We start from the raw sequence: 23,591 nt of genomic DNA, 5'->3' as shown, positions 1-23,591 counted from the left end.
GGGATTGACCCCTTACCGCCCGGCACCCCGATCACCGCCCCGAGACCCCGACCGGACCGACCTCCCCGGCACCCCGACCGGGCCCGCCACCGCACGATCCCGGACCCACCGCCACGCGCCCCGCACCCCCGCGCCGCCCGCGCCCCCGGCTCAAGGGCGGTTGCCGCGCAGGCGACGGCGGTCGCGGGCGGGCTCGGGCGGGGAGTCGGCCAGCCGGATCACCTCGTCGTCGCGCCCGGCCACCACCGGCTTCGTCGAGCGGGCCGCCTTCGCCCGGTACTGGGCCGCGTCCGCCAGCCGGAACAGCCGCCGCGCCGACATCACCGGGCCGACCGGGTCACCGGTCGACGCGACCCCGCAGGCCACCCCGTCGCCGAGCTCCAACTCGGCCGCCCGTTCGCAGAGTTCGGTGGCCACCCGGATCACGTCGTCCACCTCCGGACCCACCGCGAGCAGACAGAACTCGTCCCCGCCCAGCCGCGCCGCGAGCGCGCCGGGCAGCATCGCGCCGCACCGGGACAACACCGAGCCGAAACGTTCCAGCAGGCGATCCCCGACCGCGTGGCCGTGGGTGTCGTTGACGCGCTTCAGCCCATTGAGGTCGCAGACGACCAAACTGACCACCGCCCCGTCCGCCCGGTGCTGCTCCACCGCCTCGTCCAGCCGCACGTCGACGGCGCGGCGGTTGGCCAGCCCGGTGAGCGGGTCGGTGAAGGCGAGTTTGCGGACCTCCTCGAGCCGTTCGCTCTGGGAGATCCCGGCGGCGACGACGGCGGCCAGCACGGTCGCGAAGTCCGCGTCCTCCCGCCCGAACACCGGCTCGCCCACCCGGCGGGCCACGTACAGCTCGCCCCAGGCCCGCCCGTGCAGCACGATCGGCGCGACCACGCAGCAGCCGCGCCCGCGCCGGCGAAGGGCGGCCACCCGCTCCCGCTCGTAACCGCTGCCGTACAACCGCCCGGCGCTCGGCGCCCCGTCCACCGGGCCGTCGGCGGTCTCCACCCAGGCGTCGGGCTCGCCGCCGCCGGCCCAGCGTTCGTGCAGGAACTCGGTGATCTCCGGGAACTGGTGCACCGGATACGTCTCCGCCTCGGGGAACTCCTCCTCCCCGTCGGCCCGTTCGCCCGCGTTCACCAGCACCCGCAACCGCCCCCGCCCGCGCTCCCACACGGAGAGGGCGGCGAAGCTGCCGCCCAACGCCTCGCACGCCCCCAGCGCGGCCGCTCGCCACGAGCCCCGCGGGGTGTGTGCCGCCGCCATCGTCTGCGCAAGCGAAACCACGGCCCGCAGCCGCGCATCATCACCCATCGCTACAGCTTATGCAGTTTTGTCCCGTTTTGATCAGTTTGGGGCATCATGCGCATTCGCTGCGTGTCCTTTCCGGCCACGGCATCACGGAGTGTCACTCACCGGGCCAATTCGGCTTCCGCTTCTCGTTGAACGCGGCCACGCCCTCGGCACGGTCCCCGGAGAAGGCCACCGACCGCCAGGCCGCGTCCTCGACTTCGAGACCGGCCCGCAGGTCGAGGCCGTGGCCCAGCCGCAGCGCCCGCTTGGCGGCCCGCAGCCCCACCGGGGAGTTGGCGGCGATCCGGCCGGCCAGCTCCAGCGCCGCCGTCCGGTCCTGCCCGGCCTCCACCAGCTCGTCGACCAGGCCGAGGCCATGCGCCTCGGCCGCCTCCACCCGCCGGGCCGAGAAGACCAGTTCGGCCGCGCGCGCCGCCCCGATGCGCCGGGGCAGCAGCTGGGTGCCGCCGCCGCCCGGGATGACACCGACCGACACCTCGGGCAGTCCGACCACGGCCGTGCGGTCGGCGACGATCAGGTCGCAGGACAGGGCCAGCTCGAAGCCGCCGCCGAGCGCGAAGCCGTGCACGGCGGCGATGGTCGGCATCGGCAGTTCGAGCACACCGGTGTACGCGGCACGGGCGACGGGGCGCTGGCGCAGCAGCTCGGCGTCGGTGAAGGAGTTCCGCTCCTTCAGGTCCGCGCCCACGCAGAAGGCCCGCTCGTGGCTGGAGGTGAGGACGGTGACGCGTACGGCCGGGTCGACGGCGAGCGCGGCACAGGCGGCGGCGATCGAGCGGGCCACGTCCGTGGACACGGCGTTCATCGCCCTGGGACGGTCGAGAACCAGCTCGGCGACGTGTTCCTGCCCCTCGTGGACCCGTACGCCGACGAAGTCCCCGAACCGCTGCTCGGACGTGATGGTCATGACTGCACCCCTCCGGTTAACGAGCGTTACCGGAGGGATCCTATGGCGCACCGGCGCGACGGTCCCGGGCCGGTACGGACGCGATACGGGGGCGGGGCCGGAAACCGCCCCGGGGCGGGGCGGGAAGGGATCGGGGGAAGAGGGTCAGGAGGTCGTGCCGCGGCGGGCCAGCAGCCAGGGCTCCACCACGCCGAGCCCGCGCACCGGGCGCTGCCACATCGGCTGCAGCCCGTAGCGGTACGTGGGCAGCGCCGCAGGCTCCGCGCCCTCCCGGCGCTCCTTCTCGGCCGCCGCGGCCTCCTCCGCCGCCTGCACCTCGGAGGCGGGGGCGTCGCCGGTCCGGGTCAGTTCCTCCGCGAACGCCCCGTCCACGAGCACGGCGTTCTTGGGCGCTATCGACGTCAGTCGGCTGGCGAGGTTCACCGTCGTCCCGAAGACATCGCCCATCCGGGTGGTGACCGTGCCGAAGGCGATGCCGACGCGCAGGGCGGGCATCGTTTCGTCCTGCGTCATCGCCTCGATCAGGCGCAGCGCGATCTCGGCCGCGGTGCCCGCGTCGTCGGCGGCGAAGAGGACCTCGTCGCCGAGGGTCTTGATGAGCCGGCCGCCGTGCGCCGCGACCAGGTCGGCCGCGGTGGTCTCGAACGCCTCGACCAGCTCGCCGAGCTCCTCCTCCTCCAGGCGCCTGGTCAGCCGGGTGAACCCGACGAGGTCGGCGAAGCCGACGGCGAGGCGCCGGTCGACCATCTCCTCGTCGTCGGCGGCCTGCACCACCCGCCCGGTCGCGGCGGCCAGCTGGCGCCGCCACACGTACACCAGGAACTCCTGGAGCTCCGGCAGCAACAGCTCGACCAGCGGGTACGTGACCTCGGTGCGGGTCATCCCGGGCTCGGGCGGCTCGGTCAGCCCCTCCAGGAAGGAGTCGATCTGCCACTCCGCCAGCCGGGCGGTGGTCTGGCCGGTGGACCGGGCCACCTGGATCGCCATCGGTTCGCTGAGCAGCCCCGCCTCGACGAGACCGGCCAGGCGGCGCAGCGCCAGCACGTCGGCCTCGGTCAGTGCCCTGGCCTGCCCGATGTCGGCGAAGCCCATGGCCCGCCAGAACCGGGACGCCAGGTCCATGGAGACACCGGCGGTACGGGCGGCCTGGAACGGCGTGTAGCGGCGGTCGGCACCCAGGATCAGGTGTTCCAGCCGGATCGCGAGGGGGTCGTCGCTCGGTTCCGCCGTGTGGTCGACTTCGTGATGCGGTGTCGCGTGGACCGAGGATTCCGACGGGGGCTGCGTCCCCGCGCCAGAAGTCGTGTCGTCGACGGTCACCAGCCGCCTCCTGCCCGTTCCCTGCGCACTGCCCTGCCGATCTGTCGGTGGATCGCCTCAACGATACGGCAGGTGTGCCGTGGCTCACGCCTTTATGGCGTCCCGGAACGCGCCCGGAAGATCCGGTCCCGCCCGCCGGGGCGCTCCGGAACACCCCTGGTGGACACGTGTGCCCTGCGCCGCTCCGGGGCCGTACGCCGTTTGCCGGGGCCGAACCGTGCCGCAGCGCGGAGACCGGACCGGACCGCGGCACGGAGGCGGGGCCGGGCCGCGTCGCGCAGACCGGGCCGGGGCGCGTCCGGGGGTCAGACCAGGCCGCCGCCGACGCCCCGCAGGTGGACGATGTCGCCCGCCGACACGGGCTCCCGGAGGCCGTCGGGCGTGGACAGGAGCAGGCGGCCGTCGCCGTCGATCGCCACCGCCTCGCCGACGAGCGTGCGCTCGCCGGGCAGCTGGGCCCGCACCGTCCGGCCGAGCGTCGCGCAGCCCGCCGCGTACGCCTCCTGCAGGCCGCTCGCCGCCGCGTCGCCGTCCGCCTCGCGCCACCGGCCGTACCAGTGCTCCAGCGAACGCAGCACGCCCCGCAGCAGCGTCTCGCGGTCGGTGGAGACCGCACCGGCCAGGGCCAGCGACCCGGCCGTGGGCGCGGGCAGCTCGTCGGCGCGCAGGGTGACGTTGAGGCCCATGCCGATGACGACGCCGTCCCCGGCGCGCTCGGCCAGGATGCCGCCCGCCTTGCGTTCCTCGCCCCCCACCGTGACCAGCAGGTCGTTGGGCCACTTCAGGCCCGTGTCGACGCCTGCGGCCCGCGCCAGGCCGGTGGCCGCGGCGACACCGGTGAGCAGCGGCAGCCAGCCCCACCGCTCGACGGGGACGTCGCCCGGGGTCAGGTAGACGGAGAGGAAGAGGCCCGAACGGGCCGGGGCCGTCCAGGTGCGGTCGAGGCGGCCCCGGCCCCGCGTCTGCTCCTCGGCGACCAGCACCGTGCCCTCGGCGAGCCCCTCCGCCCGCAGGGCCAGGTCGGAGTTGGTGGAGCCGGTGGACTCCACCACGTCGAGCGCGGTCCACAGCGCGCCCGGCCGCAGCAGCCCGCGGCGCAGCGCGGGAACGTTCAGGGGCGGCCGGTCGAGGTCCGACCAGCGGCTGTGTGGCGCATCCGAAGGTGTCATGCAACCCAGACTAGGTGTGGTAAACGACGCACTGCCGAACCGTATCCACGCCGATACGCTACGGATCAGTAGGTGTTCACGCAGCTGATCAGCACCACAGTCGTCCCCGTGACCAGGCAGGGAGCCGCCACCCGATGTCCGAGCCGGAAGAGATCGACATCCACACCACCGCGGGCAAGATCGCGGACCTGCAGCGCCGTATCGACGAGGCGACCCACGCGGGTTCGGCGCGCGCGGTCGAGAAGCAGCACGCGAAGGGCAAGTTGACCGCCCGCGAGCGGGTGGACCTGCTGCTCGACCAGGGCTCCTTCGTGGAGCTCGACGAGTTCGCCCGGCACCGTTCCACCAACTTCGGCATCGAGAAGAACCGCCCCTACGGGGACGGCGTCGTCACCGGATACGGCACGGTCGACGGCCGCCCCGTCTGCGTGTACTCGCAGGACTTCACCATCTTCGGCGGCTCGCTGGGCGAGGTCTACGGTGAGAAAATCGTCAAGGTGATGGACTTCGCGCTGAAGACCGGCTGCCCGGTCATCGGCATCAACGACGGGGGCGGTGCCCGCATCCAGGAAGGCGTCGCCGCGCTCGGCCTGTTCGCCGAGATCTTCCGCCGCAACGTGCACGCCTCGGGCGTCGTCCCGCAGATCTCGCTGATCGTCGGACCGTGCGCGGGCGGTGCGGTGTACTCCCCCGCGATCACCGACTTCACGGTCATGGTCGACCAGACCTCGCACATGTTCATCACCGGCCCCGACGTCATCAAGACCGTCACCGGCGAGGACGTCGGCTTCGAGGAGCTGGGCGGCGCCCGCACCCACAACACCACCTCCGGTGTGGCGCACCACATGGCGGGCGACGAGAAGGACGCCATCGATTACGTCAAGTCACTGCTGTCGTACCTGCCTTCGAACAACCTCTCCGAGGCGCCGGCCTTCCCCGAGCAGGCGGACCTGGCCACGACGGACGAGGACCGCGAGCTCGACACCCTCATCCCGGACTCGGCGAACCAGCCGTACGACATGCACACCGCCATCGAGCACGTGCTGGACGACGGCGAATTCCTGGAAACCCAGGCCCTGTTCGCGCCGAACATCATCACCGGCTTCGGACGCGTCGAGGGCTACCCGGTCGGCATCGTCGCCAACCAGCCGATGCAGTTCGCGGGTTGCCTGGACATCAACGCGAGCGAGAAGGCCGCCCGCTTCGTCCGCACCTGCGACTCCTTCAACGTGCCCGTGCTGACCTTCGTCGACGTCCCCGGCTTCCTGCCCGGCGTCGACCAGGAGTACGGCGGCATCATCCGGCGCGGCGCCAAGCTGATCTACGCCTACGCCGAGGCGACCGTCCCGCTGATCACCGTGATCACCCGCAAGGCGTTCGGCGGCGCGTACGACGTCATGGGCTCCAAGCACCTGGGCGCCGACATCAACCTCGCCTGGCCGACCGCGCAGATCGCCGTGATGGGCGCGCAGGGTGCGGTGAACATCCTGCACCGGCGCACCATCGCCGCCGCCGAGGATCAGGACGCCACCCGCGCCGCGCTGATCGCGGACTACGAGGACACGCTGCTCAACCCGTACGTGGCGGCCGAGCGCGGCTACGTCGACGCGGTGATCATGCCGTCCGACACCCGTGCCCACATCGTGAAGGGGCTGCGCCAGCTGCGCACCAAGCGGGAGTCGCTGCCCCCGAAGAAGCACGGCAACATCCCCCTCTAGAAAGGGTCCTGGCCATGATCAAGGTCGTACGGGGCAACCCGACCCCTGAGGAGCTGGCCGCCGCACTGGCGGTGGTCCGGGCGCGCACCGCCGCGTCGCTGGCCGAGCCCGAAGCGGCGTCCGCCGCACCGACGCCGCCCGGCCAGTGGTCCGACCCGGGCCGCATCGCTCGGCGCGAGCGCCACCTGCCGGGGCCGCGCGCCTGGGCCCGGACGTACTGGCCCGGCTGACCGCGCACCCGATCGGCGAAGCGCGTTCCGGAGGTCCGGCCCCTCGACGGCGAGTCCCGGGGGCCGGGCCTCCGCCGCGTTCGGAACGGTTTGCTCCGTACGCACCGCGACGGTTGAGTACCCGTACTCAGGCGCGCTGCGCGCCCGGACAGCAGGATCGTTTCCATGCTGTGGTCCGACCCCGAGAACAAGCCGCCGAAGGAACTGCGCGACGCCCAGAACATGATGCGTCGTGCGGGGGTGGTACTTGCGCTCGCGATGGTGCTCGCGATGTTCGTGCTCGGCGTGTACCCCTGAAGAACCTCGTGAAAGACCGCGTGAAGGAGCTCGGGAAGGACTTCACGAAGGCGCCGGGGCCGTCTCGGATCCCGGCGGCCGGTCCGCCCCTTCTACGATGGCGCGTATGACTGATCAGCGCCGTCTCGTGCTCGCCTCCGCCTCCCCCGCCCGGCTCGGCCTTCTCCGGCAGGCCGGATTCGCACCCGAGGTGGTCGTCAGCGGGGTGGACGAGGACGCGCTGAGCGCCCCCACCCCCGCCGAGCTGGCCCTGGTGCTCGCCGAGGCCAAGGCCGCCGCGGTGGCCGGCCGGCCGGAGGCGGCGGGCGCGCTCGTCATCGGCTGCGACTCGGTGCTCGAACTGGACGGCGAGGCGCTCGGCAAGCCCGCCGACGGCGAGGAGGCCGTCGCCCGCTGGAAGTCCATGCGCGGCCGGGCCGGGGTGCTGCGGACCGGCCACAGCGTGGTCGACACGGCGACCGGACGCACGGCCTCGGCGACCGCCTCCACGACCGTCCGCTTCGGCGAGCCGACGGACGCCGAGATCGCCGCCTACGTGGCCACGGGCGAGCCCCTCCACGTCGCGGGGGCCTTCACCCTGGACGGCCGCTCGGCACCGTTCGTCGACTCCATCGAGGGCGACCACGGCAACGTCATCGGCCTGTCGCTGCCGCTGCTGCGCCGGCTGCTGGGCGAGCTGGGAATCTCCGTCACCGAACTCTGGGCCTGAGGACCGGGACGCTCCGGGCGCGAGGGCCCGAGCACCGGGACCGGGGAGCCGCGCGAACCCCGGCCGACGCACCGGAACTGGGGAGCCACGCGCGAACCCCGGCCAACGCCCCGGCGACACGCCCGCGACACGCCGTGCGCGACGCCCTGCAGGAAGCGGCAATCCGGGCCCGGACGGCGGGCGGTCGCGGGGCGTCGGCGGGGCCGTTCGGGCGATCGGCGCCACGGCACCCGGCCCGGTGGCGGTGGCGGAACTCGACAGGCCCGTCCGGGCGACCGCACCGGGGTCCGGCCCGGCACCGGCGGCGGGCCCGGCAGGGCCGTTCAGGCGACCGGGGCCACGGTCCCCGACCCGGCTCCGGCGGCCGGTCCGTCGGCCCCGCCGGCCTCGTCGCCGTACGCCACCAGGGTCAGCACGATCAGCCCGAGCACCACCATCAGGACCGCGAACGCGGCCCAGCCGACCAGGCCGACCGTCAGCGCGCCCAGCACCCCGTGCACGACGGCGCAGACGATCAGGACGATGCGGGCGATCCGGCCCGGGGCCCGGTCACGGATGCCGGTCAGCAGGAGGATCAGCCCGCACAGCAGCAGGTACGCGCCGGAAACGCCGCCCATCGCCCAGGTGCCGGTGGACATGGCGGAGGATTCGAGACCGGCCAGGGACATGTCCTGGTTCTCGACGACCGTCGCCAGCACGGCGTTGACGAACACGATGCCCACGGCCTCCGCGAACAGCACGATCGCGGCCACGAACGCCACCGGTCTGCGCACCACGGTGTCCACCCCCTGTTACCTCCAGTACGTGCGATAGCGCGGACCCTACTAACGGGTAACGGCTCGGACAAGGGTTTGAACGCCCCTCGCCCGCTCCCCGCACCCGGGACGCGCGCCTCCGCACTTCCCCCCTCCGCCCCCTCCCCGCCGGCCTCGCACGCCGGGCAAAGAATCGTTCGCCCATTAGTGGGGACTCGACAAAAAATTACGGAAAGTCGCTGCTCGCACGAACAGAGACCTGGACCACACCTCGTGGCTACTGTGCGGTCATGGTTCCCGGCGTACCGTGGTGCCACAAGGGATTTCGCGACTTGGGCAAGCCACGAATCACACTCCGTGTGGGCAAGCTCACCATTGGGGACGGGTCGTAGGGCCGTGTCGGTAGTCCCTAAACTCAGCTTGTTTCAAGGAGGGAGCCATCGTGCGCAAGGTGCTCATCGCCAACCGTGGCGAAATTGCTGTCCGTGTTGCTCGGGCGTGCCGGGATGCCGGGATCGGGAGTGTGGCCGTTTACGCGGACCCGGACCGGGATGCTCTGCATGTGCGGGTGGCCGACGAGGCATTCGCTCTGGGCGGTGAGACTCCGGCGGCCAGTTATCTGGACATGGCCAAGGTGCTGCAGGCGGCGAAGGACTCGGGTGCGGATGCGATCCATCCGGGTTACGGGTTCCTGTCGGAGAACGCGGAGTTCGCGCAGGCGGTGATGGATGCGGGGCTGACGTGGATCGGGCCGCCGCCGCAGGCGATCCGGGACCTGGGCGACAAGGTCGCCGCCCGGCACATCGCGCAGCGGGCCGGGGCGCCGCTGGTGGCCGGCACTCCCGACCCGGTCTCGGGCGCGGAGGAGGTCGTGGCGTTCGCGCGGGAGCACGGGCTGCCGATCGCGATCAAGGCGGCGTTCGGGGGCGGCGGGCGGGGGCTGAAGGTGGCCCGCACGCTGGAGGAGGTTCCCGAGCTGTACGAGTCGGCGGTGCGCGAGGCGGTCGCGGCGTTCGGGCGCGGGGAGTGCTTCGTGGAGCGCTACCTCGACCGGCCCCGCCACGTGGAGACCCAGTGCCTGGCCGACACCCACGGCAACGTCGTGGTCGTCTCCACCCGCGACTGCTCGCTGCAGCGCCGCCACCAGAAACTGGTCGAGGAGGCCCCCGCCCCCTTCCTGAGCCAGGAGCAGAACGAGAAGCTGTACGCGGCCTCCAAGGCCATCCTGAAGGAGGCCGGCTACGTCGGCGCCGGCACGGTGGAGTTCCTGGTCGGCCAGGACGGCACGATCTCCTTCCTGGAGGTCAACACCCGCCTGCAGGTCGAACACCCCGTCACCGAGGAAGTCACCGGACTGGACCTGGTCCGCGAGATGTTCCGCATCGCCGACGGCGAGGAACTCGGCTACACCGACCCGCCCGTGCGCGGGCACTCCTTCGAGTTCCGCATCAACGGCGAGGACCCCGGCCGCAACTTCCTGCCCGCCCCCGGCACCGTCACCGCCTTCGACCCGCCCACCGGCCCCGGCGTCCGCCTGGACACCGGCGTGGAACCCGGCTCCGTGATCGGCCCCGCCTGGGACTCCCTGCTCGCCAAGCTCATCGTCACCGGCGCCACCCGCGAACAGGCCCTCCAGCGCGCCGCCCGCGCCCTGGCCGAGTTCCGCGTCGAGGGCATGGCCACCGCCCTGCCCTTCCACCGCGCCGTGGTCACCGACCCCGCCTTCACCGCCGACCCCTTCCAGGTCCACACCCGCTGGATCGAGACCGAGTTCGTCAACGAGATCAAGCCCCACACCGCCCCCGCGGACGCGGACACCGACGAGGAACCCGGACGCGAGACGGTCGTCGTCGAGGTCGGCGGCAAGCGCCTGGAGGTCTCCCTGCCCTCCTCCCTGGGCATGTCCCTGGCCCGCACCGGCCTCGCCGCCGGCGCCAAGCCCAAACGCCGCGCGGCCAGGAAGTCCGGCTCCGCCGTCTCCGGCGACACCCTCGCCTCCCCCATGCAGGGCACCATCGTCAAGATCGCCGTCGAGGAGGGCCAGGAAGTCCAGGAGGGCGACCTCATCGTCGTCCTCGAGGCCATGAAGATGGAACAGCCCCTCAACGCGCACCGCGCCGGCACCGTCAAGGGCCTGGCCGCCGAGGTCGGCAGCTCGATCTCCTCCGGTGCGGTCATCTGCGAGATCAAGGACTGACCACCCGGGCGCGACACCCGTGGCACCACCGGGGCCCTGCGAAGCCGTACGCGGCCGAGCGGGGCCCCTGCCGTTTTCCCCGGGACCGGAGCGGACCGCACGGACCGGCGAGGGGACCGGGCCGCACCGACCGGCGAGGGGTCCGTTCACGGATGCCGGCGGGGCCACGGGGCGCGCGGTGGCATCCTGGACCCCGGGACGGAGATCGGGAGGACCGCGCGATGACGACCAGTACGGCACGGACGCCGGTCCGGCCCATGCGCGCCGACGCGCGCCGGAACCACGAGCGGCTGCTGCGCGAGGCCCGGGCCGCCTTCGCGGAGCACGGCACCGACGCGCCGCTGGAGGAGATCGCCCGGCGCGCGGGCGTGGGCATCGGCACGCTGTACCGGCATTTCCCGAACCGGCACGCGTTGATGAACGCCGTCTTCCAGGAGGCCCTGACCTCCCTGATCGCCCGTTCCCACGAGCTCGCCGGGGCCGAACAGCCCTGCCGGGGTCTGGTGGAGTGGCTGCGCGCGATCATCACTCACGCGGGTGAGTACCGGGGGGTCGCCCAGGCGCTCATGTCGACGTCGCGGGACGAGACTTCGGCGCTCTCGCAGTGCAACGTACCGCTGCGCGAGGCGGGCGCGACCCTGCTGGCGCGGGCGCGGGCGAGCGGGGCCGTTCGGCCGGACGTGTCGATCGACGACCTGATGCAGCTGACGAACGCGATCGCCCTGGCCGCCGAGCAGTCGCCGGAGGACCCGGAGTTGGCGGACCGGCTGCTGATGCTGACCCTCCAGGGGCTGAAGGGGCCGAACGCGGAAGGGAGTTGACCCCGGCCGGTCGGCGCCCGGCCATTCGACACCCCGGCCATTCGACACCCCGGCCATTCGACACCCTGGCCGTTCGGCACCCCGGCCGCACCCGGCCCGCACCGCGCCGCGCGCCGCACCCGGCCCGCACCGCGCCGCGCGCCGCACCCAGTCCCCCACCGCGCCGCGTGCCACGCCCCGTCGCCCCGTGGACGACACCCCACCGGCCGACGGCCCGGCCCTCGGCCGGTGGGGCTATCGGCGGCGCAGGTCCGCGACCCTCGCCCGGTCCCCCTGGCCCTGGTCCGCCAGCGCCGCCGCGCTCCGCAGTTGCTGCGGGCCCGGTCCCGAGGTGGTGCCACCGCCCCCGTGCGTACGGCGCTGACCGGGCAGCGGCATGTCCCGGCGGGGCTGCCGGCCGTGCGGGAGGGGCTCGGGCGGGGCCGGGTCGTTGCCGGCACCGGCCACGGCGATCTGCACCCCCTGGTCCGCCAGTGCCTGCAGTTCGGTCGCGGCACGGTCGTCGTGGCCGGGGGGCTCGTCCGTCACGAGGCGGGTGATGAGGTCCGTCGGCACCGTCTGGAACATGGTGTCGGAGCCGAGCTTCGTGTGGTCCGCCAGGACCACCACCTCGGCGGCGGCCTGCACCAGGGCCCGGTCCACGCTCGCCGAGAGCATGTTGGACGTGGAGAGGCCGCGTTCCGCGGTGAGTCCGCTCCCGGAGAGGAACGCGCGCGAGACCCGCAGCCCCTGGAGGGACTGCTCGGCGCCACTGCCCACCAGGGCGTAGTTGGAACCGCGCAGCGTGCCGCCGGTCATCACCACCTCCACCCGGTTGGCATGGGCCAACGCCTGGGCGACCAGCAGCGAGTTGGTGACGACGGTCAGCCCGGGGACCCGCGCGAGCCGGCGGGCCAGCTCCTGGGTGGTCGTACCGGCGCCGACGACGACGGCCTCGCCCTCCTCCACGAGACCGGCGGCCAGGTCGGCGATGGCCGTCTTCTCCGCGGTGGCGAGATGGGATTTCTGCGGAAAGCCGGACTCCCGCGTGAAACCCCCGGGCAGGACCGCACCGCCGTGCCGGCGGTCGAGGAGTCCTTCTGCCTCCAGTGCCCGCACGTCCCGCCGTACGGTCACTTCGGAGGTCTGGACGACGCGGGCGAGCTCACGGAGCGATACCGCCCCGTTGGCACGCACCATTTCGAGGATCAATTGACGACGTTCTGCAGCGAACACGAAACTGACAGTAACGTGACCGCCCGAGCGTTTTCAGCAGTTTGCGCCGATTAACGGAAGTTGCGCACACGCGTGACCGTCAAGTGGTATAGACGGCCCTGTTGTTGTCCCGTACTGATCGAACGGAACGCCCCGGCGGCCCCCCGGGTCACCGGGAGTCGCCGGGGCGCGGCCGGGCGGGAACCGCTCGTCGGCCGGGGTGTCAGGCCTCGCCCGCGCGCTTGCGGGTGTGCAGCTGCCTGGCGACTTCCGCGATCGAACCCGACAGGGACGGATAAACGGTGAAGGCGTTCGCGATCTGTTCCACCGTCAAATTGTTGTCGACCGCGATCGAGATGGGGTGGATCAGTTCGCTCGCCCGGGGGGCGACGACACAGCCGCCGACCACGATGCCGGTGCCGGGGCGGCAGAAGATCTTGACGAAGCCGTCGCGGATGCCCTGCATCTTGGCGCGCGGGTTGCGCAGCAGCGGCAGCTTGACGACCCGGGCGTCGATCTTGCCGGCGTCGACGTCGGCCTGGGTGTAGCCGACGGTGGCGATCTCGGGGTCGGTGAAGACGTTCGAGGAGACCGTCTTCAGGTCCAGCGGGGCCACCGCGTCGCCGAGGAAGTGGTACATCGCGATCCGGCCCTGCATGGCGGCGACCGAGGCGAGGGCGAAGATCCCGGTGACGTCACCGGCCGCGTAGACGCCGGGCGCGCTGGTGCGGGAGACCTTGTCGGTCCAGATGTGGCCGGACTCCTTGAGCCGGACCCCGGCCTCCTCCAGGCCCATGCCCGCGCTGTTCGGGATCGCGCCGACCGCCATGAGGCAGTGCGAGCCGGAGATGACCCGGCCGTCGGCGAGGGTGACCTCGACCCGGTCGCCCACCCGCTTGGCGGCCTGGGCGCGGGAGCGGGCCATGACGTTCATGCCGCGGCGCCGGAAGACGTCCTCCAGCACGGCGGCGGCGTCCGGGTCCTCGCCGGGCAGCACGCGGTCGCGGGAGGAGACGAGCGTGACGCGCGAGCCGAGCGCCTGGTAGGCGCCCGCGAACTCGGCGCCCGTCACGCCGGAGCCGACCACGATGAGCTCCTCGGGCAGCTCGTCGAGGTCGTAGACCTGGGTCCAGTTCAGGATGCGCTCGCCGTCGGGCAGGGCGTCCGGGATCTCCCGGGGGTGGCCGCCGGTCGCGATCAGCACGGCGTCGGCGGTGAGCCGCTCCTCCGTGCCGTCCGCGGCGGTCACGACGACCGTGCGGGAGCCGTCGGCGGCCTGGAGGCCCTCCAGCCGGCCGCGCCCGCGCAGCACCCGGGCGCCGGCCCGGGTGACCGAGGCGGTGATGTCGTGGGACTGGGCGAGCGCCAGGCGCTTCACGCGCCGGTTGACCTTGCCGAGGTCGACGCCGACCACGCGGGCCGCCTGCTCGACGTGCGGGGTGTCGTCCGCGACGATGATGCCCAGTTCCTCGTACGAGGAGTCGAAGGTGGTCATCACCTCCGCCGTCGCGATCAGGGTCTTCGAGGGCACGCAGTCGGTGAGCACGGACGCGCCGCCGAGGCCGTCGCAGTCGACGACGGTCACCTCCGCACCGAGCTGGGCGCCCACCAATGCCGCCTCGTACCCGCCGGGTCCGCCGCCGATGATCACGATCCGGGTCACGAAAAGTCCGCCTCGCGTGTGTCATCCCGCGGCCGTCTGCTGCCCCGGCCGGGGGTCCGGGGGGTGGCCCCGGGGAATGCAGTACGTACTTCATTGTCCCGCACGCGCCAAGGTGCTTCGCCCCGGGGCCCTCCATACGGGCACCGGGGGTGCGCGGCCGGGCCGGGCCGGTGGCGGGCGGACCCGGCCGGGAGGGCGGATGCGGCCGGTGTGCGCGGCGGGTCCGGGCGCGGGGGCGGCCCCCTCGGGGGATCTTCCGCCCGGGACCGACGTTCCCCCCGTCCCCTCCCGTACCCTCGATGCCATGTCGCTCTACGCCGCGTACGCCGGCAACCTCGACGCGCGGCTGATGACGCGCCGCGCACCGCATTCCCCGCTGCGCGGTACCGGCTGGCTCAACGGCTGGCGGCTGACCTTCGGCGGGGAGCAGATGGGCTGGGAGGGCGCGCTCCCCACGGTGGTGGAGGCCCCCCGCTCCCAGGTCTTCGTGGCGCTGTACGACCTGGCGGCGATGGACGAGGACTCCATGGACCGGTGGGAGGGCGTCGGCCTGGACATCTACCGGCGGATGCGGGTGCGCGTGCACACCCTGGACGGCGAGGAGCCGGCCTGGATGTACGTGCTGAACGGGTACGAGGGCGGGCTGCCGTCCGCCCGCTACCTCGGCGAGATCGCCGACGCCGCGGAGTCCGCGGGCGCGCCGCACGACTATGTGATGGAACTGCGCAAGCGCCCCTGCTGACCCCTCGACCAGCGCATTTGTGCGAACGTACGAAGGATCGCGCACGGACTCCGCGCATGGGCATCTACGCGCGTAGGGAATCACCGGTTACCCTCATCCGCGTGAACGCATCAGTTATTCCGGACAACATCCAGGGCGGGCCGTACGCCGCCGCTGCCGACGCCGCCGCCCGCCTGCGCGAGCTGACCGGCGCCGAGACCCACGACGTCGCGCTCGTGATGGGTTCCGGCTGGGCGCCCGCCGGTGACGCGCTCGGCGTCCCGGAGGCCGAGTTCCCGGTGACCGAGCTGCCCGGTTTCCCGGCGCCCGCCGTGCAGGGGCACGGCGGCACGATCCGCTCGTACCGGATCGGTGAGAAGCGGGTGCTGGTCTTCCTCGGCCGCACGCACTTCTACGAGGGCCGGGGCGTCGCCGCCGTCGCGCACGGGGTCCGCACCGCCGTCGCCGCGGGGTGCCGGACCGTCGTCCTGACGAACGGCTGCGGCGGTCTGCGCGAGGGCATGCGCCCCGGTCAGCCGGTGCTGATCAGCGACCACATCAACCTGACCGCCGCGTCCCCGATCGTCGGCGCCAACTTCGTCGACCTGACCGACCTGTACTCGCCGCGGCTGCGTGCGCTGTGCAAGGAGGTCGACGCCACCCTCGAAGAGGGGGTGTACGTGCAGTTCCCCGGCCCGCACTACGAGACGCCCGCCGAGATCAACATGGTCCGGGTCATGGGCGGCGACCTGGTCGGCATGTCCACCGTGCTGGAGGCCATCGCCGCGCGCGAGGCCGGCGCCGAGGTGCTGGGCATCTCGCTGGTCACGAACCTGGCGGCGGGGCTGAGCGGCGAGCCGCTCAACCACGAGGAGGTGCTCCAGGCGGGGCGGGACTCCGCGACCCGGATGGGCGCACTGCTGGCCCGGGTCCTCGAACGCATCTGAGACGCCTGTCGGGCGGCCGCACCCGGTCGGACCACCCGGCGGGCTCCGGACCGGCCGCTGCCGGTCCGCGCCCCCACCCACGAAGCAGACCGCAGAAAGGCGGACGCCGTGCAGCAGGACCTCATCGAGCGGGCCAGGACGTGGCTCGCGGAGGACCCCGACCCCGAGACCCGTGAGGAGCTCGCCGCGCTCCTCGAATCCGGGGATCTCGACGAGCTCGGCGCGCGGTTCGCCGGCACGCTGCAGTTCGGCACGGCCGGGCTCCGCGGCGAACTGGGCGCCGGGCCGATGCGGATGAACCGCGCCGTCGTCATCCGCGCCGCGGCCGGCCTCGCCGCGTACCTGAGGGCGCGGGGGCAGGACGGCGGGCTCGTCGTCATCGGCTACGACGCCCGCTACAAGTCCGCCGACTTCGCCCGGGACACCGCGGCCGTGATGACCGGCGCGGGCCTGCGCGCGGCGGTCCTGCCCCGCCCGCTGCCCACCCCCGTGCTCGCGTATGCCATAAGGCACCTGGGCGCCGTGGCCGGGGTCGAGGTGACCGCCAGCCACAACCCGCCGCGCGACAACGGCTACAAGGTCTACCTCGGCGACGGTTCGCAGATCGTCCCGCCGGCGGACGGCGAGATCGCCGCCGAGATCGCCGCGGTCGGCCCGCTCGACGGTGCGGCCCGCCCCGACGACGGCTGGGAGATCCTCGGCGAGGAGGTGCTGGACGCCTATCTGGCCCGTACGGACGCCGTGCTCGCGGCCGGCTCGCCGCGCACCGCCCGGGTCGTGTACACGGCGATGCACGGAGTCGGTACGTCCGTGCTGACGGCGGCCTTCGAGCGGGCGGGCTTCCCCGCCCCGGTGCTCGTCGCCGAACAGGCCGAGCCCGATCCGGCGTTCCCGACCGTCGCGTTCCCCAACCCGGAGGAGCCCGGCGCGATGGACCTCGCCTTCGCGACCGCCCGCCGCGAGAACCCCGACATCGTCATCGCCAACGACCCGGACGCCGACCGCTGCGCCGTCGCCGTCCCGGACCCCGCGGCCGACGGCGGCTGGCGGATGCTGCGCGGCGACGAGGTCGGCGCGCTGCTCGCCGCGCACCTGGTGGACCGCGGCGCGAGCGGGGTGTTCGCCGAGTCGATCGTGTCGTCCTCGCTGCTCGGCCGGATCGCCGCGAAGGCGGGCCTCGGCCACGAGGAGACGCTGACCGGCTTCAAGTGGATCGCCCGCGTGGAGGGTCTGCGGTACGGGTACGAGGAGGCGCTCGGCTACTGCGTCGACCCGGAGGGCGTGCGCGACAAGGACGGCATCACGGCCGCGCTCCTGGTCGCCGAACTGGCCTCCGGGCTCAAGGAACGGGGACGCACCCTCCTCGACCTCCTCGACGACCTGGCGGTCGCGCACGGGCTGCACGCCACCGACCAGCTGTCGGTCCGGGTGGAGGACCTGTCGGTCATCGCGGACGCCATGCGCCGGCTGCGCGAGCAGCCGCCGGCCGCGCTCGCCGGGCTGCCCGTCGTCTCGGCCGAGGACCTCGCGCGGGGCAGCGCGCAGCTGCCGCCCACCGACGGGCTGCGCTACCGGCTGGAGGGCGCCCGGGTGATCGTCCGCCCGAGCGGCACCGAGCCGAAGCTCAAGTGCTACCTGGAGGTCGTGGTGCCGGTCGGTTCGGCGGACGAGCTGCCGGCCGCCCGGAGGAAGGGCGCGGAACTCCTCGCCGGGATCAAGCGCGACCTGGCGGCCGCGGCCGGGATCTGAGCACGACGCGACGCGCCACCGGGGCGGCCCGACGGGAGTCGGGACCGCCCCGGTGGCGCGTGTCCGTCCGTGCGGGAGGTCTCCGTACGGGAGATCCGTGCAGGAGGTCTCCTCGCGGGAGGCCCGTACGGGCGTCCGTGCGGGGTTACTTGATGCCGAGCAGCTGCTCCAGCGGGTCGATGCCGAAGTAGACCAGGAAGAGCGCCGCGGTGCCCCAGAGCAGCCAGTGCACCTCGCGGGCCTTGCCCAGGCACGCCTTGATGACCACGTACGAGACGAAGCCCGCGCCGATGCCGTTGGTGATGGAGTACGTGAGCGGCATGACGGCGATGGTCAGGAAGGCGGGGACGGCGAGCTCGTACCGGTCCCAGTCGATGTGCTTGACCTGGGTCATCATCAGGAACCCGACCGCGACGAGGGCGGGGGACGCGGCCTGGAGGGGCACGATCGTCAGGACCGGGGTGAAGAAGAGGGCGAGGGCGAACAGACCGCCGGTGACGAGGTTGGCGAAACCGGTGCGCGCACCCTCGCCGACGCCCGCCGCGGACTCGATGTAGGTGGTGGCGGACGAGGCGGAGGCGGCACCGCCCGCGACGGCGGCCGCGCCGTCGATGAGCAGGACCCGGCCCAGGCCGGGGACCTGGCCGCGCTCGTCGAGGAGGCCCGCCTCGGCGGTGACGCCGACGATGGTGCCCATCGTGTCGAAGAAGTCCGACAGGATGAGGGTGAAGATCAGCAGGATGACGGTCAGCACGCTGACGTGGGCGAACGAGCCGAACAGGTCGAAGTCGCCCAGGAGCCCGAAGTCGGGGGCGGCGATGGGCTTGTCGGGCAGCGCGGGCTCGGTCAGCCCCCAGGTCTTGACGTCGGCGACCGCGTCGATGATGACGGAGAGGACGGTCATCAGGACGATGCTGATGAGGATGGCGCCCTTCACCTTGCGGGCCAGGAGGACGATCGTCACCAGCACGCCGAGGCAGAAGACCAGCATGGGCCAGCCGGTCAGGGTGCCCGTGCCGAGCTGGACGGGCACGGTGGAGTTCGCGGCGTCCGGGACGCGGGTGACGAACCCGGAGTCCACGAAGCCGATGAAGGCGATGAACAGACCGATGCCGACGCTGATGGCCTGCTTGAGCGGCTGCGGGATGGCGTGCATGACGGCCTCGCGCAGACCGGTCATCACCAGGACGCAGATCAGCAGACCTTCGAGCACGATGAGGCCCATCGCGTCGTCCCAGCTCATCAGAGGAGCGATCTGGAACGCGACGACGGCATTCAGGCCCAGACCCGCGGCCAGGGCGAGCGGCAGGTTACCGGCCACACCCATGATCACGGTCATCACCGCAGCAACTAGTGTTGTCGCAGTGGCCAGTTGGGCGGCATCCAGTTGTTCGCCGAACTTGTCCTCGGTACTGCCGAGAATGATCGGGTTGAGCACGAGAATGTACGCCATGGTGAAGAATGTGGCGAGCCCGCCACGTATTTCACGCCCGTACGTCGAACCACGTTCACTTATTCGGAAGAACCGGTCGAGCGGGCCGCCCGGTGCGGCTGCCGGCTCGCGCACCGGGTCTGTCGCGCTGGTCTTCATGACTGCGTCTCCTGGACCTGCTGGGGAGGGGGAAAAAGGGGAAAAGTCGTCATGACGCCGGGAGCGCGTGGCAGTCGGTGGTGCGAACACACTTGCGGCGTCATGCGAGCGGATCATACGCGGCGACTATTCGACCTCAAGGTGTTTGCAGCTTTCTCCAGTTGACTCGCCCACACCCCCCGTACCAGTTCCTGCAAAAAGCCGGGCGACCTGTCCCACAAAAATAGGAAGAAAGCGAAAGCACCCTCTGGAATTGACCAGGGGTAACTCTTTAGTCTCGGCGCGTGCATCCACCACTCCCCTTCAACGCGCGCGCCGCCCGCATCCTGCGCGAGAAACTCGGGATGGCACCCGGTCACGTCGCTTACGGCATGCGCGCCTCATACGGAATGACCCACATAACCCCCGACCACATCACCGCATGGGAACGCGGCACCGCTCTGCCGGCCGACGGTGAAGTCGCCGCCCTGGCCGCCGCCTTGTGGTGCACCCCCGGCGAACTCATGGGCACCCCCCACACCTTGCGCGAGCACCGGATGGCCCGCGGGCTCGCCGCCGAGGACGTCGCCCGCGCCACCGGTCTCCCCCTGGACGCCTACCGCCACATGGAGGAGACCGGCGTCTGGACCGGCGACAAGCGGCACTCCGCCGAACTGGGCGCCCTCTTCAACCTCCCGCCGCGGGACTTCATCGCCATCACCGGCCGCGAGGAGGAGCTCGCCCAGCTCCTCACCGAGGCCGTCTCCACCCGCTGGCAGGCCCACATCCGCTCCATCGCCCGTCTCGTCTCCGCGGACCGCCGCAGCCTCCAGGACCCCCTGCGCACCATGCACCAGGAGTACCAGGGCCTCATGGCGGCCACGCTCAGCCGGGCCGGCGGCGCCAGCGCCTCCGGCGAGGACGGGCGGCGCTACATCGAGGACATCGTCGACCGCTTCTGGTCCCTGGTCCCGGAACCCTAGACCGGGTGCGGCGGATGCCGCCCCGCGCGACGGCCGGGCGGCATCCGCCGCGCACGGCCCCACCCCTCCGGAACGACGGCCCCCTCTCCCCCCACCGCCCAGGAAGGCGCATGCCCACATGATTAGGTAGACTGGTCTACCCAATTAGGGAGAGGGGCAGCCATGACCGAGGCCGGGTCCGCCGGAAAGCCGCCGGTGAAGCGACGTGGGGGGCCCGCGCGGGGACGCATCCTCGAAGCCGCCGCGCGCCGGTTCTACGCCGACGGCGTCGCGGCCACGGGGATCGACACCATCACCGCCGAGGCCGGTGTGGCGAAGATGAGCCTCTACAACAACTTCGCCTCCAAGGCCGACCTCGTGACCGCCTACCTCGGCGCCCGGCACGACGAGTGGCTCGGCCTCTACCGGCGGCGGCTGGCCGACGCCCGGACCCCCCGGGACGCCGTACTGGCCGTCTTCGACGCCTACGCCGACCACGCGGGCCTCGCCTACGAGCACGGCTTCCGCGGCTGCGGCCTGCTCAACGCCGCCGCCGAACTGCCCACCGGGCACGAGGGCCGGGCCGTGGTGCGCCGGCACAAGGAGGAGGTCGAGGGCCTGCTCGTCACCCACCTCCGGGAGCTGCTGTCCGACCGGGAGCCGTCCGATCGCGACGAGAGGGCCCCGGACGGGGAAGCGCTCGACGAGAAGGTCCGGGATGTCGCCGAACACCTGGCGTTCCTGCTCGAAGGGGCCATCGTGCGGGCGGGCCTGGAGGGCGACGGCACCCGTATGCGGCGCGCCCGCGCCCTGGCGGAGTCCCTGGTGGACGGGCTGTGACCCGGCCGGCCGACGGGCACACCGCCGCCGGGGCGGGCGCGGGCGTGCTCGCCGTGCTGCTCGCCTCGGTGCTCTGGGGCACCACGGGCACCGCCGCGACCCTGGCACCGCAGGTGGGGCCGCTGGCGATCGGCGCGGCGGCGATGGGCGCGGGCGGACTGCTCCAGGCCCTGCTGGCCGGGCGCCGCATCGTGCGGGACCGCGCGGCACTGGCGGCGCGGTGGCGGACGGTGCTCCTCGGAGGGGCGGGCGTGGCCCTGTACCCGCTGGCGTTCTACACCTCGATGCGGCTGGCCGGGGTCGCGGTGGGGACGGTCGTCTCCATCGGCTCGGCCCCACTGGCGTCCGCCCTGCTGGAACGGGTCGCCGACCGGCGGAGCCTGTCCCGGCGCTGGACGGCCGGTGCCGCGCTGGGCCTGACCGGCACCGTGCTGCTGTGTGCGGCCGAGGCCGCGGGGGCCGGTGTGGGAAGCGGTACGGGCTCCGCCGGGCGGACCGTCGTCGGCGTGGCGCTCGGGCTGGTCGCGGGCGCGACGTACGCCGTGTACGCGTGGGCGGCGCACCACCTCATCGCACGCGGCATCGCCTCCCGCGCGGCCATGGGCGCGGTGTTCGGGCTGGGCGGGCTGATGCTCGTACCGGTCCTGCTGGTCACCGGCGCGCCGCTGCTCGCCTCCTGGACGAACGCGGGTGTCGGCCTCTACATGGCGCTGGTGCCGATGTTCACCGGGTACGTCCTGTTCGGCTTCGGCCTGGCCCGCATCCCGGTCAGCACCGCGACGACCCTGTCCCTGCTGGAGCCGGCCGTGGCCGCCGTGCTCGCGGTCCTGGTCGTGGGCGAGCACCTGCCCGCGCTCGGCTGGGCCGGGATCGTGCTCGTCATCGCCTGCCTCGGCGTCCTGACCACCCCTTCCCGCCCCCTGCGCCGTCCGCGTGCGGGGCGGCGGGCCGGCCCGCTCCCGCCGGAGCCGGCCCCGGCCCCGGCCTCGGTACCGTCCCCCGGCCGCGGGCGCCGCGCACCGCGAGGGCGATCCTGAGGAGCGCGGTCACGGCTCCGGCGGCCACCGCGGTCCAGAGGGAGACGGCGACGTCGGGCACCCAGTTCGCGAGCTGCCCCGGGCCCAGCCGGTCCGCGACCAGGGCCAGGGCGATCAGGGGCGCCCCGCCCGCGAGGCACCAGAGCACGGTCGAAACGATGCGGCGCGACGCGGGGGCCGGGCGGCGGAGGAGCAGGGCCGAGCGTCCGGCCGCGAGGACCAGGGCCGCGGCCGGCACGGTGGTCCCCCACACCGCCCAGTGGTAGAGGGACGAGGAAGCGCCGCTCCCGGGGGTCCGGCCGTCGGCGAGGATGCGGGCGGCGCCGAAGCCGACCTCCATGACGGCCTCGTCCTGGAGGAGTCCGTACAGGTTCTGTTCGAGGACGAGGGCGAGGTTCCGTTCCGGCAGCAGGAACAGCATCGCCGAGTAGCCGGGGGTCCCGCCCGTGTGCCAGAGGGCGTCGTCGAGCGGGCCGTCGAGCCCGCCGACCCGCCAGCCGAGCCCGTACCCCGTGCCCACGCCGTCGGCGGTCCTGCCCTCCTCGCGCATCAGCCGTACGGACCCGGGAGTGAGCACGGTGCGGCCGTCGGCGGTCCTGCCCTGCCGGAGCTGGAGCGAGGCGAAGGCGGCGAGGTCGTTCAGGTCGCCGCCCAGGTAGCCGTAGGCGGCGCCGCCGTCGTCCACGCCGTCGGCGATCGCGGCCGGCCCGCCCCACAGGTACTGGTGCCCCGGCGCCAGGTTCCGCCTCCGCGCCGAGGCCCGGTCGGCGATGGCCCCGTCCATGCCCGCCGGGCCGAGCACGGAGCGCCGGAGGTGTTCGGCGAAGGGGCGGCCGGTGACGGACTCGACCACGGCGGCGAGCACCAGGTAGTTGGCGCTGGTGTAGGCGTACCGGGTGCCGGGCGGGCCGAGCGGTCGTACGTCGTCCAGCGCGCCGACGCGCTCCGTCGGGCCCGGGCAGTCGGCGTCGAAGCAGTCGGCGACCGCGAAGGTGGCCGACCCGGGCAGGCCCGTGGTCTGGGCGAGCAGGTGGCGGACCGTGACCCGGGAGGCGTGCCCGGGGCCGCCGAACCGGAAGTCCGGCAGATGGTCGACGACCCGGTCGTCGAGGCGGAGCCGGCCGTCCTGCACGAGCGTCAGCACGGCGGTCGCGGCCACCGGCTTGGCGACCGAACCCCACAGGAACGGGGTGTCGGCCGTGACCGGATCGCCCCGGCCGTCGCTCCCCCAGGACCGCCGGTGGACCGGCCCGTCGGGACCGACCACCGCGTAGGCGACCCCGGGCGCCCCGGTGGCCCTCATCCGGTCCCGGACGTAGGAGTCGATCGCGGCGAAACGCTCGGCCCCGGCCGGTGCAGCGGGGCCCGCGGGCGCGGCACCGGCCGGGGCGGCCGGTACGCACAGGAGCAGGAGGAGCAGGCAGAACAGCGAGGCGGCCGTGGACGCGGCGGCCCGCCGTGAGGAAAAACGCATGGG

The 23,591-nt window shown here is 73.2% G+C and carries 20 protein-coding genes and 1 pseudogene; 12 read left to right on the top strand and 9 right to left on the bottom strand.

Translation table 11 applies throughout. The features are described from left to right. Window positions 1–150 precede the first annotated feature (150 nt). From OCT49_RS22295 to OCT49_RS22280, 4 genes are all read right to left on the bottom strand, one after another. Window positions 151–1,308: a GGDEF domain-containing protein gene (locus tag OCT49_RS22295; protein ID WP_283853602.1), complete on the bottom strand. Its 1,158-nt coding sequence runs from the start codon at window positions 1,306–1,308 to the stop codon at window positions 151–153. Window positions 1,309–1,402: 94 nt separating this feature from the next. Continuing rightward, window positions 1,403–2,215 carry an enoyl-CoA hydratase/isomerase family protein gene (locus OCT49_RS22290; RefSeq protein ID WP_283853601.1) on the bottom strand — a complete coding sequence of 271 codons (813 nt, stop codon included), beginning with the start codon at window positions 2,213–2,215 and terminating at the stop codon, window positions 1,403–1,405. A 144-nt stretch (window positions 2,216–2,359) separates the two neighbouring features. Continuing rightward, on the bottom strand, window positions 2,360–3,535 hold the full coding sequence (locus OCT49_RS22285) for an adenylate/guanylate cyclase domain-containing protein (protein ID WP_283853600.1): 1,176 nt from the start codon (window positions 3,533–3,535) through the stop codon (window positions 2,360–2,362). A 305-nt stretch (window positions 3,536–3,840) separates the two neighbouring features. After that, complete coding sequence (locus tag OCT49_RS22280) at window positions 3,841–4,704, bottom strand: biotin--[acetyl-CoA-carboxylase] ligase (protein ID WP_283853599.1); 864 nt, start codon at window positions 4,702–4,704, stop codon at window positions 3,841–3,843. A 134-nt stretch (window positions 4,705–4,838) separates the two neighbouring features. On the opposite strand from OCT49_RS22280, the gene OCT49_RS22275 reads away from it, so the two are divergent. The 4 genes from OCT49_RS22275 to OCT49_RS22260 all read left to right on the top strand — a co-directional run bounded on the left by OCT49_RS22275 (window position 4,839) and on the right by OCT49_RS22260 (window position 7,658). Further along, complete coding sequence (locus OCT49_RS22275; RefSeq protein ID WP_283853598.1) at window positions 4,839–6,422, top strand: acyl-CoA carboxylase subunit beta; 1,584 nt, start codon at window positions 4,839–4,841, stop codon at window positions 6,420–6,422. A gap of 14 nt (window positions 6,423–6,436) precedes the next feature. Continuing rightward, window positions 6,437–6,652, top strand: a complete 216-nt coding sequence (locus tag OCT49_RS22270) for an acyl-CoA carboxylase epsilon subunit (RefSeq protein WP_283853597.1) — start codon at window positions 6,437–6,439, stop codon at window positions 6,650–6,652. A 165-nt stretch (window positions 6,653–6,817) separates the two neighbouring features. Further along, complete coding sequence (mmpB, locus tag OCT49_RS22265; protein WP_283853596.1) at window positions 6,818–6,949, top strand: morphogenic membrane protein MmpB; 132 nt, start codon at window positions 6,818–6,820, stop codon at window positions 6,947–6,949. Between the two features lie 97 nt (window positions 6,950–7,046). Further along, window positions 7,047–7,658: a nucleoside triphosphate pyrophosphatase gene (locus OCT49_RS22260; protein ID WP_283853595.1), complete on the top strand. Its 612-nt coding sequence runs from the start codon at window positions 7,047–7,049 to the stop codon at window positions 7,656–7,658. Window positions 7,659–7,981: 323 nt separating this feature from the next. On the opposite strand, the gene OCT49_RS22255 is transcribed toward OCT49_RS22260, so the two are convergent. Next, a complete protein-coding gene (locus tag OCT49_RS22255; RefSeq protein ID WP_283853594.1) occupies window positions 7,982–8,443 on the bottom strand; it encodes a hypothetical protein in 462 nt (153 codons plus the stop codon). A gap of 412 nt (window positions 8,444–8,855) precedes the next feature. Between OCT49_RS22255 and OCT49_RS22250 the strand changes: the two genes are divergently transcribed. Together OCT49_RS22250 and OCT49_RS22245 are read left to right on the top strand one after the other, a co-directional pair. Continuing rightward, window positions 8,856–10,610, top strand: coding sequence for an acetyl/propionyl/methylcrotonyl-CoA carboxylase subunit alpha (locus tag OCT49_RS22250; RefSeq protein ID WP_283853593.1), 1,755 nt, complete (start codon window positions 8,856–8,858; stop codon window positions 10,608–10,610). 221 nt (window positions 10,611–10,831) lie between these two features. Then, window positions 10,832–11,431 carry a TetR/AcrR family transcriptional regulator gene (locus OCT49_RS22245; RefSeq protein WP_283853592.1) on the top strand — a complete coding sequence of 200 codons (600 nt, stop codon included), beginning with the start codon at window positions 10,832–10,834 and terminating at the stop codon, window positions 11,429–11,431. A 234-nt stretch (window positions 11,432–11,665) separates the two neighbouring features. On the opposite strand, the gene OCT49_RS22240 is transcribed toward OCT49_RS22245, so the two are convergent. Then, on the bottom strand, window positions 11,666–12,646 hold the full coding sequence (locus OCT49_RS22240) for a DeoR/GlpR family DNA-binding transcription regulator (RefSeq protein ID WP_283853591.1): 981 nt from the start codon (window positions 12,644–12,646) through the stop codon (window positions 11,666–11,668). Window positions 12,647–12,848: 202 nt separating this feature from the next. After that, entirely contained in the window at window positions 12,849–14,288 is a 1,440-nt protein-coding gene (locus OCT49_RS22235) for an NAD(P)H-quinone dehydrogenase (protein WP_283853590.1), read from the bottom strand. Window positions 14,289–14,592: 304 nt separating this feature from the next. Here OCT49_RS22235 and OCT49_RS22230 point away from each other — a divergent pair, with 304 nt between their 5' ends. The 3 genes from OCT49_RS22230 to OCT49_RS22220 all read left to right on the top strand — a co-directional run bounded on the left by OCT49_RS22230 (window position 14,593) and on the right by OCT49_RS22220 (window position 17,705). Next, complete coding sequence (locus tag OCT49_RS22230) at window positions 14,593–15,030, top strand: gamma-glutamylcyclotransferase family protein (protein WP_283853589.1); 438 nt, start codon at window positions 14,593–14,595, stop codon at window positions 15,028–15,030. Window positions 15,031–15,131: 101 nt separating this feature from the next. Continuing rightward, the gene (locus OCT49_RS22225) at window positions 15,132–15,956 is read left to right on the top strand and encodes a purine-nucleoside phosphorylase (RefSeq protein ID WP_283853588.1); all 825 of its coding nucleotides are present in this window, start codon (window positions 15,132–15,134) and stop codon (window positions 15,954–15,956) included. A gap of 108 nt (window positions 15,957–16,064) precedes the next feature. Beyond that, on the top strand, window positions 16,065–17,705 hold the full coding sequence (locus OCT49_RS22220) for a phospho-sugar mutase (RefSeq protein WP_283853587.1): 1,641 nt from the start codon (window positions 16,065–16,067) through the stop codon (window positions 17,703–17,705). A 145-nt stretch (window positions 17,706–17,850) separates the two neighbouring features. Here OCT49_RS22220 and OCT49_RS22215 read toward each other — a convergent pair whose 3' ends face one another. Next, entirely contained in the window at window positions 17,851–19,296 is a 1,446-nt protein-coding gene (locus OCT49_RS22215) for an NCS2 family permease (protein WP_283853586.1), read from the bottom strand. A 284-nt stretch (window positions 19,297–19,580) separates the two neighbouring features. Here OCT49_RS22215 and OCT49_RS22210 point away from each other — a divergent pair, with 284 nt between their 5' ends. The 3 genes from OCT49_RS22210 (at window position 19,581) to OCT49_RS22200 (ending at window position 22,114) form a co-directional block, all read left to right on the top strand. Then, window positions 19,581–20,258, top strand: coding sequence for a helix-turn-helix domain-containing protein (locus OCT49_RS22210; RefSeq protein ID WP_283853585.1), 678 nt, complete (start codon window positions 19,581–19,583; stop codon window positions 20,256–20,258). A 162-nt stretch (window positions 20,259–20,420) separates the two neighbouring features. Further along, the gene (locus OCT49_RS22205) at window positions 20,421–21,077 is read left to right on the top strand and encodes a TetR/AcrR family transcriptional regulator (protein ID WP_283853584.1); all 657 of its coding nucleotides are present in this window, start codon (window positions 20,421–20,423) and stop codon (window positions 21,075–21,077) included. Continuing rightward, the gene (locus OCT49_RS22200) at window positions 21,074–22,114 is read left to right on the top strand and encodes a DMT family transporter (RefSeq protein ID WP_283853583.1); all 1,041 of its coding nucleotides are present in this window, start codon (window positions 21,074–21,076) and stop codon (window positions 22,112–22,114) included. The genes OCT49_RS22205 and OCT49_RS22200 overlap by 4 nt, the downstream gene beginning before the upstream one ends. 382 nt (window positions 22,115–22,496) lie before the next feature. Here the strand turns inward: OCT49_RS22200 and OCT49_RS22195 are convergent. Continuing rightward, window positions 22,497–23,588 (bottom strand): annotated as a pseudogene (locus OCT49_RS22195) (serine hydrolase domain-containing protein); the annotation flags it as partial. Window positions 23,589–23,591 lie beyond the last annotated feature (3 nt).

It is taken from the genome of Streptomyces sp. ML-6 (assembly GCF_030116705.1).
Lineage (GTDB): Bacteria > Actinomycetota > Actinomycetes > Streptomycetales > Streptomycetaceae > Streptomyces.
This window is presented reverse-complemented; position numbering and strand designations above follow the sequence as displayed.